This is a genomic window from Vibrio sp. J2-4 (genome assembly GCF_021728155.1).
Classification (GTDB): domain Bacteria; phylum Pseudomonadota; class Gammaproteobacteria; order Enterobacterales; family Vibrionaceae; genus Vibrio; species Vibrio diabolicus.
The window spans coordinates 13,376-28,463 of sequence record NZ_JAKKCN010000006.1; the positions used below are offsets into that span (position 1 = coordinate 13,376).

Here is a 15,088-nt window from a genome sequence, read left to right on the forward strand (position 1 = left end):
TTTTATCTTTGCGCCAAATAGGGCGAACTTTCTTATAAAAATGAATGGGCTGCGATGTTGAATAGCATAACGGGTAAAGAAAACCTGCCGAAAAATCCCGATAATCAGTTGGTCTTACTGATTTTCCCTGTGCTGCCAATTTTAATCTTCTCTTTTCTTTTTTACATCTACACACCCGCAGGCGTAAGCTGGAATGCGGAATGGATACCTGGCCTCGATATTAACTTCAGCTTTAGGTTAGATGGTCTGTCATTCCTTTTTGCCGGGCTGATCAGCGGGATTGGCGCACTGATCCAAATATATGCTTTGGCTTACTTACGAGAGAGTGATAGCCGATTTTCCTTTCATTTATACCTAACCCTATTCATGCTTGCCATGCTAGGGATTGTGATGAGCGATAACATCCTATTGTTGTTCGTTTTCTGGGAACTCACCACCATCACTTCTTACTTACTGATTGGTTTTAATCACGAAAACAAAACGTCACGAAAAAATGCACTGCAGTCGTTGATCGTTACAGGTGCTGGTGGATTAGCGTTGTTAGCTGGCCTTATCTTGTTGGGAGCGATGGCAGGGAGTTATGAGTTACATACGATCATCGCTCAGGCGGACACGATTGCGCAGCACGAATGGTTTATGCCATCTCTAGTGCTCATACTACTTGGTGCATTTACTAAATCTGCGCAGTTCCCGTTTCATTTTTGGCTACCTAACGCGATGGCAGCGCCCACTCCAGTCAGTGCGTATTTACACTCGGCAACAATGGTAAAGGCGGGCATTTACTTGTTAGCGCGTTTATCGCCAGTTTATGCTCATAGCGAGGTTTGGTTTTATGCCTTAGTGATCACAGGGAGTATCACCGCCGTTTGGTGCACGTTTGTCGCATTAAAACAAACTGACTTGAAGCTGATGCTAGCCTACAGCACGAACGTGGCTTTGGGGAAACTAACATTATTGTTAGGTATGGGCACAGATTTGGCCGTGAGCGCAGTATTGATGTTTATTCTCGCTCACTCTTTCTATAAAGCAGCGCTGTTTATGGTGGTGGGCAATATCGACAAAGCGACAGGAACACGAGATATCGATCAACTGTACGGCTTGAAGTCAGTGCTCGTCATCAGCATGGTTGCGGGGAGTTTGGCTGCATTGTCTAAAGCGGGATTCCCGCCGTTGTTAGGCTTTTTGAGCAAAGAATACATGTACAAATCCGCCGTAGAGCTCAATAACTGGATCGCCTTTGTACTTTTAATCGTGAATATACTGATGGTTGCGCTAACTATTATGCTTATTGCGAGACCATTCTTTGCTCACCGTGATCTCGTGCCAATTGAAACGAAGCCGATTGAGGCCCAAAAGGCTATGTGGGTTTCACCTTTACTCTTGGCACTTGGCAGTCTCATCGTTCCTTTAGTCGGTTTAAATTGGTTAGATCGCAATATCATTTTTCCGGGCTCTGCTGACATTCTGCCCACAGCTGCTCTTAAAGCGACATCATTATGGCATGGTGTGAATGTACCGCTGGTCCTAAGCGTTATCACGCTAGTATTGGGGTATGTGGTGTACCGTGTTTATCCTACTGTGTCTGCATTTTTTCAGCGGTTACATCTGTTCGTACCTAAAGCGGAGAACGCTTTTGAACGACTATTAGATGGCATGATGACACTGGCGAAGTGGCAAACTGCGCTGTTGCAGCAAAAGCAGTTGAGTCGTTATGTTCTGCTATTTTTCACGGTACTCGCCGTCGCTTTGCTTGGTCAGGTAGCATTTATTCCTCTGCCTTTGTTTGAACAGCTTTCAAACGTGGCTTTCTATGAGATTGGCATTGCCTTATTGCTGATTGGTGCAGCGATCGTATGTACGTTGTCTCACTCAAGGCTTCTTGCGATTTCTGCGCTAGGTATGATTGGTTTTATGACCACGCTTGTTTTTATGATCTACAGTTCTCCGGACGTCGCGAAGACTTTACTGTTAGTGGAAACATTAATGGTGGTCTTTTTAGCATTGTTAATGCGTCATATGCCGCGTTTAACCACCGTGCCCAAGCATTCAATAAAACGCAAATTGGCGAATGTTTGTATAGCGGGCGTGATAGGTGTTTCGATTACTTTCCTCTTGTTAGGAATCACGTCCCAGCCGATGGATTCATCGGTGTCGGAATTCTTTGCGGAAAATAGTGTCCCAGGCGGGCATGGGCGCAATATTGTCAACGTCATTCTCGTCGACTTTCGTGCGTTCGATACATTGGGAGAGGTTGTCGTCGTTGTCATTGCTGGGATTGCAGCAGTGAGCTTGCTTAAGACAAGAGCGAAAAAGCAAAACCGTATTCAATCATTAATTTTTGCAACCACGGCACATATCGTCGCGGCGCTCATGCTCGTGTTCTCAGTGTATCTGTTATTACGTGGTCATAACGAACCGGGTGGTGGCTTCATTGGTGCATTGATTGCCGTTATTGGCTTATCGCTTCTCATGTTCGCGGAATCACCGAAATACGTTCGTTCTAGATTGTATTTCAAGCCGTTTTTCATTGCGTTATTTGGCATCGCATTGAGCTTGATATCAGGAGCTTTGAGCTTTGCGTTTGATAAACCGTTTTTAACCGGGTTGTGGTGGAAAGATGTGATACCGCTGGGTACGCCGTTGGTTTTTGATGTTGGTGTTTATCTTGCCGTTATAGGTGGCGTGATGGGGATGCTGCTTCGTATTAATGAGGAGCTAGAGTGATGGAAATAGTCTGGAGTGTTGTCGTTGGAGTATTTGTCGCCGCAGGCATTTACTTAATGCTAGAAAAACATATCTTGCGTCTTTTGTTCGGTATCATGTTACTCAGCAGTGCGGTTAACCTTGCTATTTTTACAGCGGGAAGGCTGACTCCTGGAGAGCCGCCATTGATTGGCGATAATGCACTTTTTCCACCAGATGGCGCGGCAAACCCATTACCTCAAGCGCTGATTTTAACCGCGATAGTCATCGGTTTTGGGCTACTTATTTTTGCTTTAATGTTGTTCTATCGAGCTTATAAAGATTCTGGAACCGCAGACGTCGATGAAATGCAACGTTCTGAGGAGGGTCAATGAGTTCGATTTTACTGACGTTACCTGTTGTTCTTTCATTGAGTACGGCGCTGACCATTTTCTTTGTACGTCGCTCAACAAAAAGTGCTGAGTGGTTAAGTGGCGCGAGTGCGATGTTGAACCTTGTTGTCGCAGGACTTCTCACAGAAAACATCATAAGTAATGGTATTCAAGCCGTTGCTTTTGGCCAGTGGCAAGCACCGTTTGGTATCGTTTTTGTCGCAGATTACTTCAGCGTTGCCATGGTGATGATTACGGCAGTGATTGGTGCGATATGTGTTTTCTATGCCATGGCGGACCTTCACCGAAAACCTTCCTATAGCAATTACCATGCGTTGACGCACGTGTTGCTTGCTGGTGTTTATGGCGCGTTCCTCACCGGAGATATTTTTAATCTGTATGTTTGGTTCGAGGTCATGCTCATCGCGTCATTTGGTTTAATGGTATTAGATGCAACGAAAACTCAAATTGATGGGGCAGTGAAGTATGTAATGTTGAACCTGATTTCGACGCTAGTGTTCTTACTTGCCATCGGTTTGTTGTATGGCGCAACGGGCACCTTGAACTTGGCAGACCTCTATACCAAAGCGGGAGAGAGCGAACTGAGCATCAACATGATGTTGTCCGCCTTGTTTTTGTTTGCCTTCTCTATTAAGGCAGCACTATTTCCTTTATTTGCTTGGTTGCCAGCTTCTTATCACACTTTACCAAGTGGTGTGGTTGCGCTGTTTGCTGCGTTGCTTACTAAAGTCGGCGTATACGCGTTAATACGAGTCTTCACATTAGTATTTCCGCTCGCCGAGAGTGGTTGGCAGCCGACGTTGATTTGGATTGCTGGCCTCACCATGTTAACGGGCGTTTTGGGGGCGGCAAGTCAATTCGACATTAAGAAAATTCTTTCTTTTCACATCATTAGCCAAATAGGTTACATGATCATGGGGTTGGCGATTTACACTCCCTTAGCTTTGGCTGGTGCCATTTTCTACATTGTCCATCACATCATTGTAAAAGCGAATTTGTTCTTAATCGGTGGCTTTATTGAGCGCAAATATGGCTCTAGTCAACTTGAACAGTTGGGCGGGGTATATAAAGCAATGCCTTGGTTAGCGTTCTTGTTTCTTGTCCCTGCGTTTTCTCTGGCAGGATTTCCGCCGCTCTCTGGTTTCTGGGGCAAATTTTTGGTGATCAAATCGAGTTTACAGGCTGAATATTACTGGTTAGCAGGTACCGCGCTATTGGTGGGGCTGCTTACCGTCTACTCGATGACGAAAATTTGGAGTGAGGCATTCTGGAAAAAGCCGGTTAGGGAGAAAACAGAACAGACTCTGCAAGTCAAAGTACATTGGTTGTATTGCGTTCCAATTGCCGTATTGACCATGTTCACGTTGATCATAGGCTTAGTGGCGGAGCCTTTTTATCAGTTTTCTGTTCAAGCCGCTGAACAACTGTTAAATCCAAATGAATACATTCGAGCGGTATTGGGAGGAAATCCATGATCTATCTATTCCTCAATCTTTTCTTAGCATTAGCATGGATGATGTTAAACGGAAGTTATTCGAGTTTGAATTTTATTGTCGGATTTACGGTCGGTTTTTTTGCCTTACGGTTGAGCCAACCATTTGGATTAAAAACCAGCTACTTTCGACGTTTTGCGTCGGCATTAAAGTTACTGGTGTACTTCGCTTATGAAATGATCATATCGGTTGCAAGAGTCGTGTGGGATGTCGTGACGCCAACGCATTTGAGCCAGCCAGATATCGTCTATGTCCCTTTGGACGTCGATTCAGACCTTGAAATCACCTTACTTGCGAATATGGTTTCTTTAACACCGGGCACGCTCAGTTTGGACGTTACGCCTGATAAAAAGCATCTTATCGTTCACGCCATGTTTGCACCTGAGCATGAAGAAGTTATTCGTGGAATTAAAAACGGATTAGAGCATCGAATTTTGGAGGTGACGCGTGGATAGTTGGCTGCAAATAAGTGTCACTTTTGCCTATGCAGGGCTATTACTCAGTTTTGTTATGGCTTTCTTCCGTTTAATTTTAGGACCAACGCTGGCTGACCGAGTTGTGGCGTTAGATTTGATTTCATTTATCACCATCGGCTTTATTACGGTTTACACCTTAGACAGTGGTGAGGATGCTTTGTTAGATATCGCCATTACATTAGGTTTGGTCGCATTTCTTGGCACAATCGCATTTGCGCGTTTGATCGTTAAAAGGAAGGAGAAAGAATAATGGATGTGTTGATTGGGCTGTTTTTATGTTTAGGGACGTTATTGATCCTAAGCGCTAGTTTAGGTGTGTTGCGGTTGCCAGATCTATATACCCGAATGCATGCCGCAACCAAAGCCGGTACCGTTGGAGTTAGTTGCTTACTACTAGCGGTTGCCTTCTCACTCCCTGAAGTTACTGTGATCTCTCGGGTTATCGGTACGATGTTGTTTATCGTTCTCACGGCGCCAGTTGCCTCCCACCTACTCGGAAGAGCAATGCGAGAGGTCGGATATAAGATTTGGCGCAATGATTAAGTTTTTTCTTGTTTAACCAATTGTCACTATTGATTAAGCTGGCTAATTTCTTCCAGCACTTCTGGGTTAGCAATGGCACCAATATTTTTTACAGCTTGCCCGTTCACCAGTTGTTTCACGGCTAGTTCAACCAGTTTTCCTGATCGCGTTTTAGGAATATCACTGATAGCAAAAATTTGGCGTGGCACATGGCGTGGTGAACATTTTGTTTTTAGTGTTTGGCGAATTGAATCGGTGAGTTGTTGGGTTAACTCGACGTCGTGAGCGAGTTTTACTAGTAACCAGATTTCTTCAGACTGCTGGTTTAACTTGCCGACGGCGATGGAATCTTCGACCTCGGGTAACGCGTTCACTTGCTGATAGATCTCAGCGGTGCCGATTCGTACGCCGCCGGGATTCAATGTCGCATCGCTACGGCCATAAAAAATAAAACCGCCATGTTCGGTTTGCATCACATCGTCGCCGTGGTGCCAGATATCGGTAAACTTGCTCCAATAAGCGTTGTGATAGCGTTCTCCGTTGTCGTGCCAAAACCCAATAGGGAAGTTAGGTAGTGAGTTATTGCAAGTCAGTTCGCCGCGTTGCTGTGTAATGGTTTTTCCCTCGTCGTCCAAAACACGCACGTCGATTCCAAGCCCCGAACCTTGGCATTCGCCTTTGTAAACTGGTGAGATAGGGTTTCCAAGTACAAAACACCCACAAATATCAGTGCCGCCAGCGATAGAAGCTAGATGTAAATCCTGCTTGATGTGCTGATAGACATAATTAAATTGTTCTGGGTAAAGCACTGAGCCAGTCGAACACAGGGTTGTGAGTGATTTCAGGTCATGTTCTGACTTGGGAGAGTAACTCACATGTTCCAGTGCCTCTAAGTATTTCGCTGACGTACCAAACAGTGACACGTTATGTTCTTCCGCTAAGCGCCATAAGACGGAGTGATCAGGGTAAACCGGACTACCATCGTAAATCACTAAGGTAGCACCACTCGCAAGTGCTGAAACATGCCAGTTCCACATCATCCAGCCACATGTTGTGTAGTAGAAAACCTTGTCTTGTGGTTTGATATCGCAATGTAGTTGATGTTCTTTGAGGTGATTGAGCAAGGTACCGCCCACGGAATGGACAATACACTTAGGTTGCCCCGTTGTGCCAGAAGAATACAAAATGAATAACGGGTTATTAAACAGTGTTGGTTGATATTGAATTGGTTGTGGAGAAAAGTGGTGAGTAATATCGGACCAATAAACAAAGTCAGAAGTGCTAGCACTCTTAGCGTTTTGTAAATATTCGATTTGGCATACGCTAATAGTAGCGTCTTCGGAGGTACTGCTTAACTTACTACTAAGAGTGGTGTTTTTGTCCGTCATATCGAAAGTTTTACCTCCGAACTGGTAGCCATCACAGCAAAAAAGAACTTTCGGTTTGACCTGACCAAAACGCTCTACGACGCTATCGATACCAAAATCAGGCGAGGTTGAAGTCCAAATGGCACCAAGGCTGGTGGTTGCCAGCATGGCAATAACGGTTTCTGGAAGGTAGGGCAAATAACCCGCAACGACGTCGCCTTTACCAACATCACAAGTGAGTAGCCATTGCTGAACGACGGAAACTTGTTCCAGCAATTGCTTACCCGTAAGTTGTCGGTGTTCTCCGCTTTCATTGCTAAAAACAATAAACTCACGCTCTGGTGTTTGTTCGGCCTGAGATAGGAGGTTCTCTGCGTAGTTAAGCGTGGCGTCAGCAAACCATACTGTGTCCCTATTTACATGGCTCTGAGTAGAATCTGTCTGTGTCCACTTGGGAGCACCAAGGCTTTTGACTTGCGAGCCAATATTTCCAATGACGTTACAGAAATGCCAGGTATGTCGCCAAAATTCGTCATGGTGGTCAATGGACCACTGGTGTAAAGACGTGTAATTATTGATTGAGATATCTTCGGTTTGGTGCGCATTAACCGTCTCGATAAATCGTAGCAAGTTGCTATTGCTGATGCGCTCAGCAGATGGTGACCAAATAGGTGCAGAATTTTGCATAGGTCCCTCTAATTTCAATTCTTTTTGAATATGACCAAAACAAAATAAAGGGGCGAACATAGCAGTGTTCGCCCCTTATCTGATTGTTTAAAGTTGTTCGGCAAGCTGAGGTAGTACCTCAAATAAATCACCAACCAATCCATAGTCGGCAACTTCAAAGATAGGAGATTCTGGATCTTTGTTGATCGCGACAATCACTTTGGATTCCTTCATTCCTGCAAGATGCTGGATGGCACCGGAAATCCCAACCGCTATATAAAGCTTAGGTGCAACGATTTTACCGGTTTGACCCACTTGCAAGTCGTTGGCAACAAACCCGGCATCAACTGCCGCACGAGAAGCGCCAATGGCAGCACCTAGTTTATCGGCAACTTGTTCGATCAACGCGAAGTTCTCTTTGCTACCGACCCCGCGTCCACCTGACACAACCACCTCTGCCGCGCTTAATTCAGGACGTTCTGACACGGTTTTATCGACAGAAACCAATTCAACCATTGGAGCTGAGATAGTGACCTGCTGATGCTTAATACCAGCTTGGTTGTGACAAGTAACCGGCTCAAACGCAGACGCGCGCACGGTGATGACGCGAACCTTGTCGCTGGTGGTCACTTTGGCAAATGCGTTTCCTGCGTAAATAGGGCGGATAAAAGTGTTTTCATCGATAACTTGGACAATATCAGAAATTTGCCCAACGCCGAACTTCGCTGCTACTCGCGGTGCAAGATCTTTCCCTTTTGATGATGAGCTCGCCCAGATTGCGTCAAAACCTTCAGCAATACTCACTACAGTAGGTGCGATACTCTCGGCAAATTGATGCTTAAGTTGCTCATCATCGATACAAATTACGTTTGATATACCATCAACGCGACAAGCTTGCTGAGCGACTTCTTCACACTGGTGGCCCACTACGATCAAAACATTGTCTTGGCTGACTTGTTTTGCTGCATTAACCACTTTGAGTGTGTCCGCATGCAATTGGTTATTGTCATGTTCTGCTATGATTAAGTTCTTCATGAAATCACCTTCGCTTCGTTACGTAGCTTATCGAGAAGCTCTGAGACAGATTCAACCTTGATGCCACCTTTTCTTTGCGCTGGAGGTGTGACTTCTTGAATGGTTTGGCTAAATACCACTTCAACACCCAGACTGTCAGGTGTGATTGTATCTAACGGCTTGCGCTTAGCTTTCATGATATTAGGCAAAGAGGCAAAACGCGGTTCATTCAGGCGTAAGTCAGTACTGATCACAGCAGGTAGGTTCATCGCGACCGTCATCAAGCCGCCATCCACTTCTCTCACGACCTGAACTTTTTGATCTTCTATCTTAACGTCGGAAGCGAAAGTTGCTTGAGGCCAGTCAAGTAGGGCTGCAAGCATCTGAGCCACTTGGTTGTTGTCCGTATCAATGGATTGTTTACCCGTAATCACAAGCTGTGCTTGTTCTTGCTCAACCAGAGCTTTGAGCAGCTTAGCGACAACTAATGGCTCTATTTTGTCTTCAGTATCGACATGGATAGCGCGATCGGCACCTAATGCAAGCGCAGTACGTAGTTGCTCCTGACATTGGCTACCGCCGGCACTGACAACGATGACTTCATCTGCAATACCTTGCTCTTTTAGTCGTACGGCTTCTTCAACGGCTATTTCGCAAAATGGATTAATCGTCATCTTGACGTTATTGGTTTCAACATCGCTATGGTCCGCTTTCACGCGAACTTTAATGTAGGGATCAATGACCCTTTTGATTGGCACTAGTATTTTCACGTTAGATTCCTTTTTACAGTGAAGACTATGTGTTTACAGGGAAGACGATGTGATGACGTCTTTAAAATGATGTTAATTTACCTTTACGTTTGCGTCAACTTTAAATATATTGTTGCTTAACAAGTTGGCAACATGCAAAGAAAAAGGAATGCAATCATGGAAAGAGACTGCATGGAATTTGATGTTCTGATTGTAGGCGCTGGTCCCGCAGGTTTGTCTGCGGCATGCCGAATCAAACAATTAGCAGCAGAAAAAGAACAAGACCTCTCTGTTTGCGTGGTAGAAAAAGGCTCTGAAGTTGGAGCGCATATTTTATCGGGTGCAGTGTTTGAAACGCGAAGTTTGGATGAACTGTTTCCTGATTGGCAGGAAAAAGGCGCACCGCTCAATACCAAAGTAAACCAAGATAAAACCTACTATCTAGGCAATGAAATTAATGGTCATGAACTGCCTTCTTGGGCGGTGCCTAATACGTTACATAACAAAGGTAATTACATAATAAGTTTGGGCAGTCTATGCCGATGGATGGCGTTGCAGGCTGAGAACTTAGGGGTGGAGATCTACCCAGGTTTTACCGCCAGTCAAGCCATCATTGATGAAGACAACCGTGTTTGTGGCGTTATCACTGGCGATATGGGGTTAGACAAAAATGGCGAACAAAAAGCCAATTTCGAACCCGGTATTGAACTGCGTGCGAAGTTTACCCTGTTTGCTGAAGGCGCGCGGGGTCATATTGGTAAGCAATTGATTAACCGATTTAATCTTGCTGAAGAGAAAACGCCTCAACATTACGCTATCGGTTTTAAAGAGCTGTGGGAAATACCACCAGAGCAGCATCAACAAGGGTTAGTGGTTCACGGCTTAGGCTGGCCGTTAGCGAACGAAGCCACAGGTGGCAGCTATCTCTACCATTTAGAGGGAAACCAAGTTGCCGTCGGGTTGATTGTTGACTTGAACTATAAGAATCCGCACTTGAGTCCATTCGATGAGTTTCAACGTTTTAAACATCACCCGTTGATTGAGCAATACCTCAAAAATGGTAAACGCATTAGTTATGGCGCAAGAGCGATCACCAAGGGCGGTTTCCATTCGCTTCCCACGCAACAGTTTGCTGGTGGTTTGTTGATTGGCTGTGATGCAGGAACGCTTAACGGCGCTAAAATTAAAGGCACGCACACCGCAATGAAATCAGGCATGCTTGCCGCCGAAGCAGTATGTGAAGCCCTTGAGAGTCAGTCAGTTACTGCTGATTATCAAAAGCATTTCAAACAGTCTTGGCTGTATGAAGAGCTTTATCAAGCACGTAACTTCTCAAGTGGCATTCACCGCTTTGGATCGTGGCTGGGCGGTGGCTTAGCGCTGCTGGAACATAACGTGTTAAAAGGCAAAGCTAAGTGGCATATCTGTTGTGATAAGCCCGACCATCAGTCTCTGCTATTGGCGGAAAACAGCAATGAAATTGTCTATCCAAAGCCTGACGGTGTGTTAAGTTTCGATCGCCTTTCTTCTGTCTATCTATCCAATATCTTCCATGAAGAGGATCAGCCGTGCCACTTACGTTTGGCGAACCAGCGCATTCCCATCGAGCAGAATCTTGAGTTATATGCAGAGCCAGCACAGCGCTATTGCCCGGCTGGCGTTTATGAAATCGTACAGGGGGATCAGCAGCCAGAGCTGCAAATAAATGCGGCGAACTGTATCCACTGTAAGACCTGCGACATCAAAGATCCAAGTCAAAATATTACCTGGACACCGCCGGAAGGTGGTGGTGGCCCTAACTATCCGAATATGTAGTCGTCTGAGAATAATTTTTATTAACAATTTATTTACTTAAAGTTTGCGTTAGTTCAAATCTTTCTCGATGAACTCGATTGCAACTTAATCTTTCAAGCACTATTCTGATTTTAAATTGACGTTTACGTAAACTGAATACAAAGTTGATGCATAGGTGTAAAAGCGGTTACCAGTATCAAAGTTAGGTTTGATCAAATAGTGCTCAATGGAACGCACTTAAATAACGAAAGGGAGATCAACTATGGTATCGGAATCGCCTCTGTTGCAGGTAAACGATATTTCATTGGCTTTTGGTGGGGTGAAAGCTCTAACTGACGTGAGCTTCCATGTGAATGAAAAGGAAATCTTTTCAATCATTGGTCCAAACGGTGCAGGTAAAACCTCAATGCTCAATTGCATCTCTGGTCGATACACACCAAACAAAGGCTCTGTAATCTTCGCTGGAGATGATGTAACCAAACGAACACCTAGCCAACGAGCTGAGTTAGGGTTGGGAAGGACCTTCCAGAACTTAGCTCTCTTTTCTCATATGTCGGTACTCGACAACATTATGGTTGGTCGACATCACCTACTGAAAAACAACTTCGTCACAGGACCACTTTACTGGTTCTCTAACGCGCAGAAAGAAGAAATGGCGCACCGTAAATACGTAGAAGACGTAATCGATTTTCTTGAAATTCAGCACATTCGTAAAGCCACCGCTGGCACACTTTCTTACGGTTTACGTAAACGTGTAGAGCTTGCTCGTGCCATTGCCTTAAAACCTAAGTTACTGCTGCTTGATGAACCAATGGCAGGCATGAACTTGGAAGAAAAGGAAGACATGGCGCGTTACATCATGGATTTAAACGAAGAGTTAGACATCACCATCATCATGATCGAGCACGATATGGGCGTGGTGATGGATATCTCTAATCGCGTATTGGTGTTGGATTTTGGTAAACACATTGCGATGGGCGAGCCAGAAGAAGTGATGGCCAACCCACATGTGAAACAAGCGTACTTAGGCGAAGAGCTACCGACATTAGAGGAGAGTGCATAATGGCACAGCAACATAATGATTGGGCAGATATAACCCGCTTAGATACCTTTCCAAAAGTATTGCAGCACAACGCCAAGCACTGGCCCGAGCAAGTCGCAATGCGTGAAAAGGAGTTTGGTATTTGGCGAGAGTTCACTTGGCAAGATTATGAAAACCGAGTGAAGTGGATGTCTCTGGCACTGCAAGATTTAGGTGTTGGTGAGCAAGACGTTGTTGGTTTGCTGGGTGATAACCGCCCGGAATGGGTATGGGGCGAGTTGGCCGCACATGCGATCAAAGGTTTCTCGCTGGGCATCTATCAAGATTCCATGCACGAAGAAGTGGCGTACCTCATCAACTATGCCAAAGCAAAAGTCGTGGTTGCGGAAGATGAAGAGCAATGCGATAAGCTACTTGAGCTCGGTGATGAGATCCCAAGCGTAGAATTCATTATCTATTGTGACCCGCGTGGAATGCGCAAGTACGACGACCCACGACTGATTGACGTTGAAAAGGTCTATAAAAAAGGTCAACTGATCGACAAAGCTGATCCCGATAAATATCTCAATATGGTTGCGGCAACCAAAGGCAGTGATCTTTCGATTCTTTGTACCACGTCGGGTACGACTTCCAAACCAAAGTTGGCTCAGCTACACAGCGGCACGTTCTTGGATCACTGTGCGGCTTATCTGCGTGCAGACCCGCGCTCCCCAGGCGACAACTACGTTTCTGTTCTGCCTTTGCCTTGGATTATGGAGCAAGTGTACGTGGTTGGTCAGGCGTTGATTTCTCGTCAAATCGTTAACTTCGTGGAAGAACAAGAAACCATGATGTCTGACTTGCGCGAAATTGGCCCGAACTTCGTGCTGCTTGCGCCGCGAGTGTGGGAAAACATTGTGGCAGACGTGTCTGCACGAATGATGGATTCCACACCGTTTAAGCAGAAGATGTACAAACTGGGCATGAGCTTAGCGAATAAAGCGTTGGAGCAGGGTAAACGTTCAAAACTCGCTGAATGGATTTTGCTACGTGCTCTGCGTGACCGCTTAGGTTTCTCGAATCTAGCATCTGCTGCGACGGGTGGTGCGGCGATGGGACCTGATACTTTCCGTTATCTGCAAGCGATCGGCGTACCACTCAAGCAGCTTTACGGTCAAACCGAAATGTGTGGTGCGTACACCGTCCACCAAGCCGATGACGTGGATTACGATTCCGTCGGCGTCGCGTTTGACAATGCAGAAGTGAAAGTCATCAACCCAGACAGCAATGGCGTGGGTGAGATCATCGCGAAAAGTACGGGCATGTTTACTGGCTACCTGAACAACCAGGAAGCGTATGACGAAGACGTACAAGACGGATGGATGCACACAGGCGATGCGGGCTATTTTAAAGACTCTGGCCACTTGGTGGTGATTGATCGTCTGAAAGATATGTCGGAAACCAGCCATGGCGACCGCTACTCTCCGCAGTTCATTGAAAACAAACTCAAGTTCTCGCCGTTTATTGCAGAAGCCGTAGTGGTGGGCAAAGGTCGACCTTGGCTATCCGCCATCATCTGTATTCGCTACGCGATTGTTGCGAAGTGGGCAGAGCAGCGCGGTTTGGCATTTACTAACTACACCAACTTATCCGCTCAACCAGAAGTGTATCAAGCGATTCGTGAAGAAGTGCTGAAAGTGAACGAATCCCTACCGGATGCACAGAAGATCAGCAAATTCATTCTACTTTACAAAGAGTTGGATGCCGACGATGGCGAGCTAACTCGTACGCGTAAAGTACGCCGTGGTGTGGTTGCAGAGAAATACGGAGACATCATCGAAACCATCTACAGCGACGATCCAAAAGTCGATGTCGATACAGTGATCACTTATCAGGATGGCACCAAAACACGCATTCAAACGTCGCTAGTTATTGAAACGCTTATTGAACATGAGCCAACACTGGTGGATAGCGAACAACGGAGGATCGCATAGTGAATACGGATTTATTACTGCAACTCGTCATTAATGGCGTGATCGTTGGCATGTTGTATGGCGTGGTCGCCATGTGCTTTGTACTGATATACAAATCGACCCAGGTGGTCAACTTCGCTCAGGGTGAGTTCTTGCTGATTGGCGCGTGGGTATGTTGGGCGGCGCTTGTTCATCTTCAACTGCCATTTTTTATCGGCTTTTTACTCACGCTCGCGTTCATGATGGTGTTCGGTATCGCCGTGCAAACCATTGTGCTTAGACCGTTAATTGGTGAACCGATTATCTCTGTGATCATGGTGACCATCGGTCTGTCTATGTTCTTCCAAGCATTGATGAAATGGATATTTGGTGTCTCGGCTGTGTCGTATCCGCAAGTGTTCGAAACAAATGTGGTGAATATCGGTGGTTTGAACGTTGAGTTCGCTTACATTCTGAGTTTGATCTTCTCAATGTTCATCATGGGGGCGTTCTACTGGTTCTTCAAATTCAGCAAAATGGGTTTGGCGATGCGCGCAACGGCATTTAACCAGCAAGTCGCCCAGAGTCTTGGCATTTCCATCAAGAAAGTGTTCGCCATCAGTTGGGCTATTTCGGCAATGGTATCCGCGACAGCAGGGATTGTTATCGGGATCGTAAACGGCGTATCTGACGCGCTATCCATCATCGGTATCAAAGTCTTCCCAGCCGTTATTTTGGGTGGTTTGGACTCGGTGGTCGGCGCGATTGTCGGTGGTATCACCATTGGGGTGCTAGAAAACTTGGCTGAGTTTTTTGATAGCCAATACCTGCAAGTGGGTAACTTATACAACATCGCACCATTCTATGTGCTGTTAATCATTCTCGCCTTCAAGCCATATGGCCTGTTTGGTACCAAAGATATTGAGCGTATTTAAGGAG

Annotated in this window: 13 protein-coding genes; 10 read left to right on the forward strand and 3 right to left on the reverse strand. The window is 45.7% G+C overall.

Features of this window, described 5'->3' with window-relative positions:
- Positions 1 to 54: 54 nt before the first annotated feature.
- The 6 genes from mbhE to mnhG are packed head-to-tail and all read left to right on the forward strand — an operon-like array spanning position 55 to position 5,607.
- On the forward strand, positions 55 to 2,724 hold the full coding sequence (mbhE, locus tag L3V32_RS19460) for a hydrogen gas-evolving membrane-bound hydrogenase subunit E (RefSeq protein ID WP_237284969.1): 2,670 nt from the start codon (positions 55 to 57) through the stop codon (positions 2,722 to 2,724).
- Positions 2,724 to 3,077: a Na+/H+ antiporter subunit C gene (locus tag L3V32_RS19465; protein WP_085343934.1), complete on the forward strand. Its 354-nt coding sequence runs from the start codon at positions 2,724 to 2,726 to the stop codon at positions 3,075 to 3,077. The genes mbhE and L3V32_RS19465 overlap by 1 nt, the downstream gene beginning before the upstream one ends.
- On the forward strand, positions 3,074 to 4,570 hold the full coding sequence (locus L3V32_RS19470) for a Na+/H+ antiporter subunit D (protein WP_237284970.1): 1,497 nt from the start codon (positions 3,074 to 3,076) through the stop codon (positions 4,568 to 4,570). Before L3V32_RS19465 ends, L3V32_RS19470 begins: the two co-directional genes overlap by 4 nt.
- Positions 4,567 to 5,043, forward strand: a complete 477-nt coding sequence (locus L3V32_RS19475; RefSeq protein ID WP_005392607.1) for a Na+/H+ antiporter subunit E — start codon at positions 4,567 to 4,569, stop codon at positions 5,041 to 5,043. Before L3V32_RS19470 ends, L3V32_RS19475 begins: the two co-directional genes overlap by 4 nt.
- On the forward strand, positions 5,036 to 5,314 hold the full coding sequence (locus tag L3V32_RS19480) for a cation:proton antiporter (RefSeq protein WP_005392606.1): 279 nt from the start codon (positions 5,036 to 5,038) through the stop codon (positions 5,312 to 5,314). Before L3V32_RS19475 ends, L3V32_RS19480 begins: the two co-directional genes overlap by 8 nt.
- Entirely contained in the window at positions 5,314 to 5,607 is a 294-nt protein-coding gene (gene mnhG, locus L3V32_RS19485) for a monovalent cation/H(+) antiporter subunit G (RefSeq protein WP_005392605.1), read from the forward strand. Before L3V32_RS19480 ends, mnhG begins: the two co-directional genes overlap by 1 nt.
- Positions 5,608 to 5,633: 26 nt before the next feature.
- On the opposite strand, the gene L3V32_RS19490 is transcribed toward mnhG, so the two are convergent.
- The 3 genes from L3V32_RS19490 to L3V32_RS19500 all read right to left on the reverse strand — a co-directional run bounded on the left by L3V32_RS19490 (position 5,634) and on the right by L3V32_RS19500 (position 9,403).
- Positions 5,634 to 7,640 carry an acetoacetate--CoA ligase gene (locus L3V32_RS19490; RefSeq protein ID WP_237284971.1) on the reverse strand — a complete coding sequence of 669 codons (2,007 nt, stop codon included), beginning with the start codon at positions 7,638 to 7,640 and terminating at the stop codon, positions 5,634 to 5,636.
- A gap of 87 nt (positions 7,641 to 7,727) precedes the next feature.
- Positions 7,728 to 8,654 (reverse strand): electron transfer flavoprotein subunit alpha/FixB family protein, encoded by a 927-nt coding sequence (locus L3V32_RS19495; protein ID WP_237284972.1) that lies wholly within the window; start codon positions 8,652 to 8,654, stop codon positions 7,728 to 7,730.
- Positions 8,651 to 9,403 (reverse strand): electron transfer flavoprotein subunit beta/FixA family protein, encoded by a 753-nt coding sequence (locus L3V32_RS19500; protein ID WP_048624911.1) that lies wholly within the window; start codon positions 9,401 to 9,403, stop codon positions 8,651 to 8,653. Before L3V32_RS19500 ends, L3V32_RS19495 begins: the two co-directional genes overlap by 4 nt.
- A 156-nt stretch (positions 9,404 to 9,559) precedes the next feature.
- On the opposite strand from L3V32_RS19500, the gene L3V32_RS19505 reads away from it, so the two are divergent.
- From L3V32_RS19505 to L3V32_RS19520, 4 genes are all read left to right on the forward strand, one after another.
- The gene (locus L3V32_RS19505; protein WP_237284973.1) at positions 9,560 to 11,197 is read left to right on the forward strand and encodes an electron transfer flavoprotein-ubiquinone oxidoreductase; all 1,638 of its coding nucleotides are present in this window, start codon (positions 9,560 to 9,562) and stop codon (positions 11,195 to 11,197) included.
- Positions 11,198 to 11,438: 241 nt separating this feature from the next.
- Positions 11,439 to 12,239: an ABC transporter ATP-binding protein gene (locus tag L3V32_RS19510; protein ID WP_005392600.1), complete on the forward strand. Its 801-nt coding sequence runs from the start codon at positions 11,439 to 11,441 to the stop codon at positions 12,237 to 12,239.
- A complete protein-coding gene (locus L3V32_RS19515) occupies positions 12,239 to 14,191 on the forward strand; it encodes a long-chain fatty acid--CoA ligase (RefSeq protein WP_237284974.1) in 1,953 nt (650 codons plus the stop codon). The genes L3V32_RS19510 and L3V32_RS19515 overlap by 1 nt, the downstream gene beginning before the upstream one ends.
- Positions 14,191 to 15,084, forward strand: a complete 894-nt coding sequence (locus tag L3V32_RS19520; protein ID WP_006741061.1) for a branched-chain amino acid ABC transporter permease — start codon at positions 14,191 to 14,193, stop codon at positions 15,082 to 15,084. The genes L3V32_RS19515 and L3V32_RS19520 overlap by 1 nt, the downstream gene beginning before the upstream one ends.
- Positions 15,085 to 15,088 lie beyond the last annotated feature (4 nt).

Bases quoted from the DNA above. Each gene is read 5' to 3' on its own strand.
- L3V32_RS19495 (WP_237284972.1), bottom strand. From the start codon at position 8,654: ATGAAGAACTTAATCATAGCAGAACATGACAATAACCAATTGCATGCG.
- L3V32_RS19465 (WP_085343934.1), top strand. From the start codon at position 2,724: ATGGAAATAGTCTGGAGTGTTGTCGTTGGAGTATTTGTCGCCGCAGGC.
- L3V32_RS19470 (WP_237284970.1), top strand. From the start codon at position 3,074: ATGAGTTCGATTTTACTGACGTTACCTGTTGTTCTTTCATTGAGTACG.
- L3V32_RS19505 (WP_237284973.1), top strand. From the start codon at position 9,560: ATGGAAAGAGACTGCATGGAATTTGATGTTCTGATTGTAGGCGCTGGT.
- mnhG (WP_005392605.1), top strand. From the start codon at position 5,314: ATGGATGTGTTGATTGGGCTGTTTTTATGTTTAGGGACGTTATTGATC.
- mbhE (WP_237284969.1), top strand. From the start codon at position 55: ATGTTGAATAGCATAACGGGTAAAGAAAACCTGCCGAAAAATCCCGAT.
- L3V32_RS19510 (WP_005392600.1), top strand. From the start codon at position 11,439: ATGGTATCGGAATCGCCTCTGTTGCAGGTAAACGATATTTCATTGGCT.
- L3V32_RS19475 (WP_005392607.1), top strand. From the start codon at position 4,567: ATGATCTATCTATTCCTCAATCTTTTCTTAGCATTAGCATGGATGATG.
- L3V32_RS19490 (WP_237284971.1), bottom strand. From the start codon at position 7,640: ATGCAAAATTCTGCACCTATTTGGTCACCATCTGCTGAGCGCATCAGC.
- L3V32_RS19515 (WP_237284974.1), top strand. From the start codon at position 12,239: ATGGCACAGCAACATAATGATTGGGCAGATATAACCCGCTTAGATACC.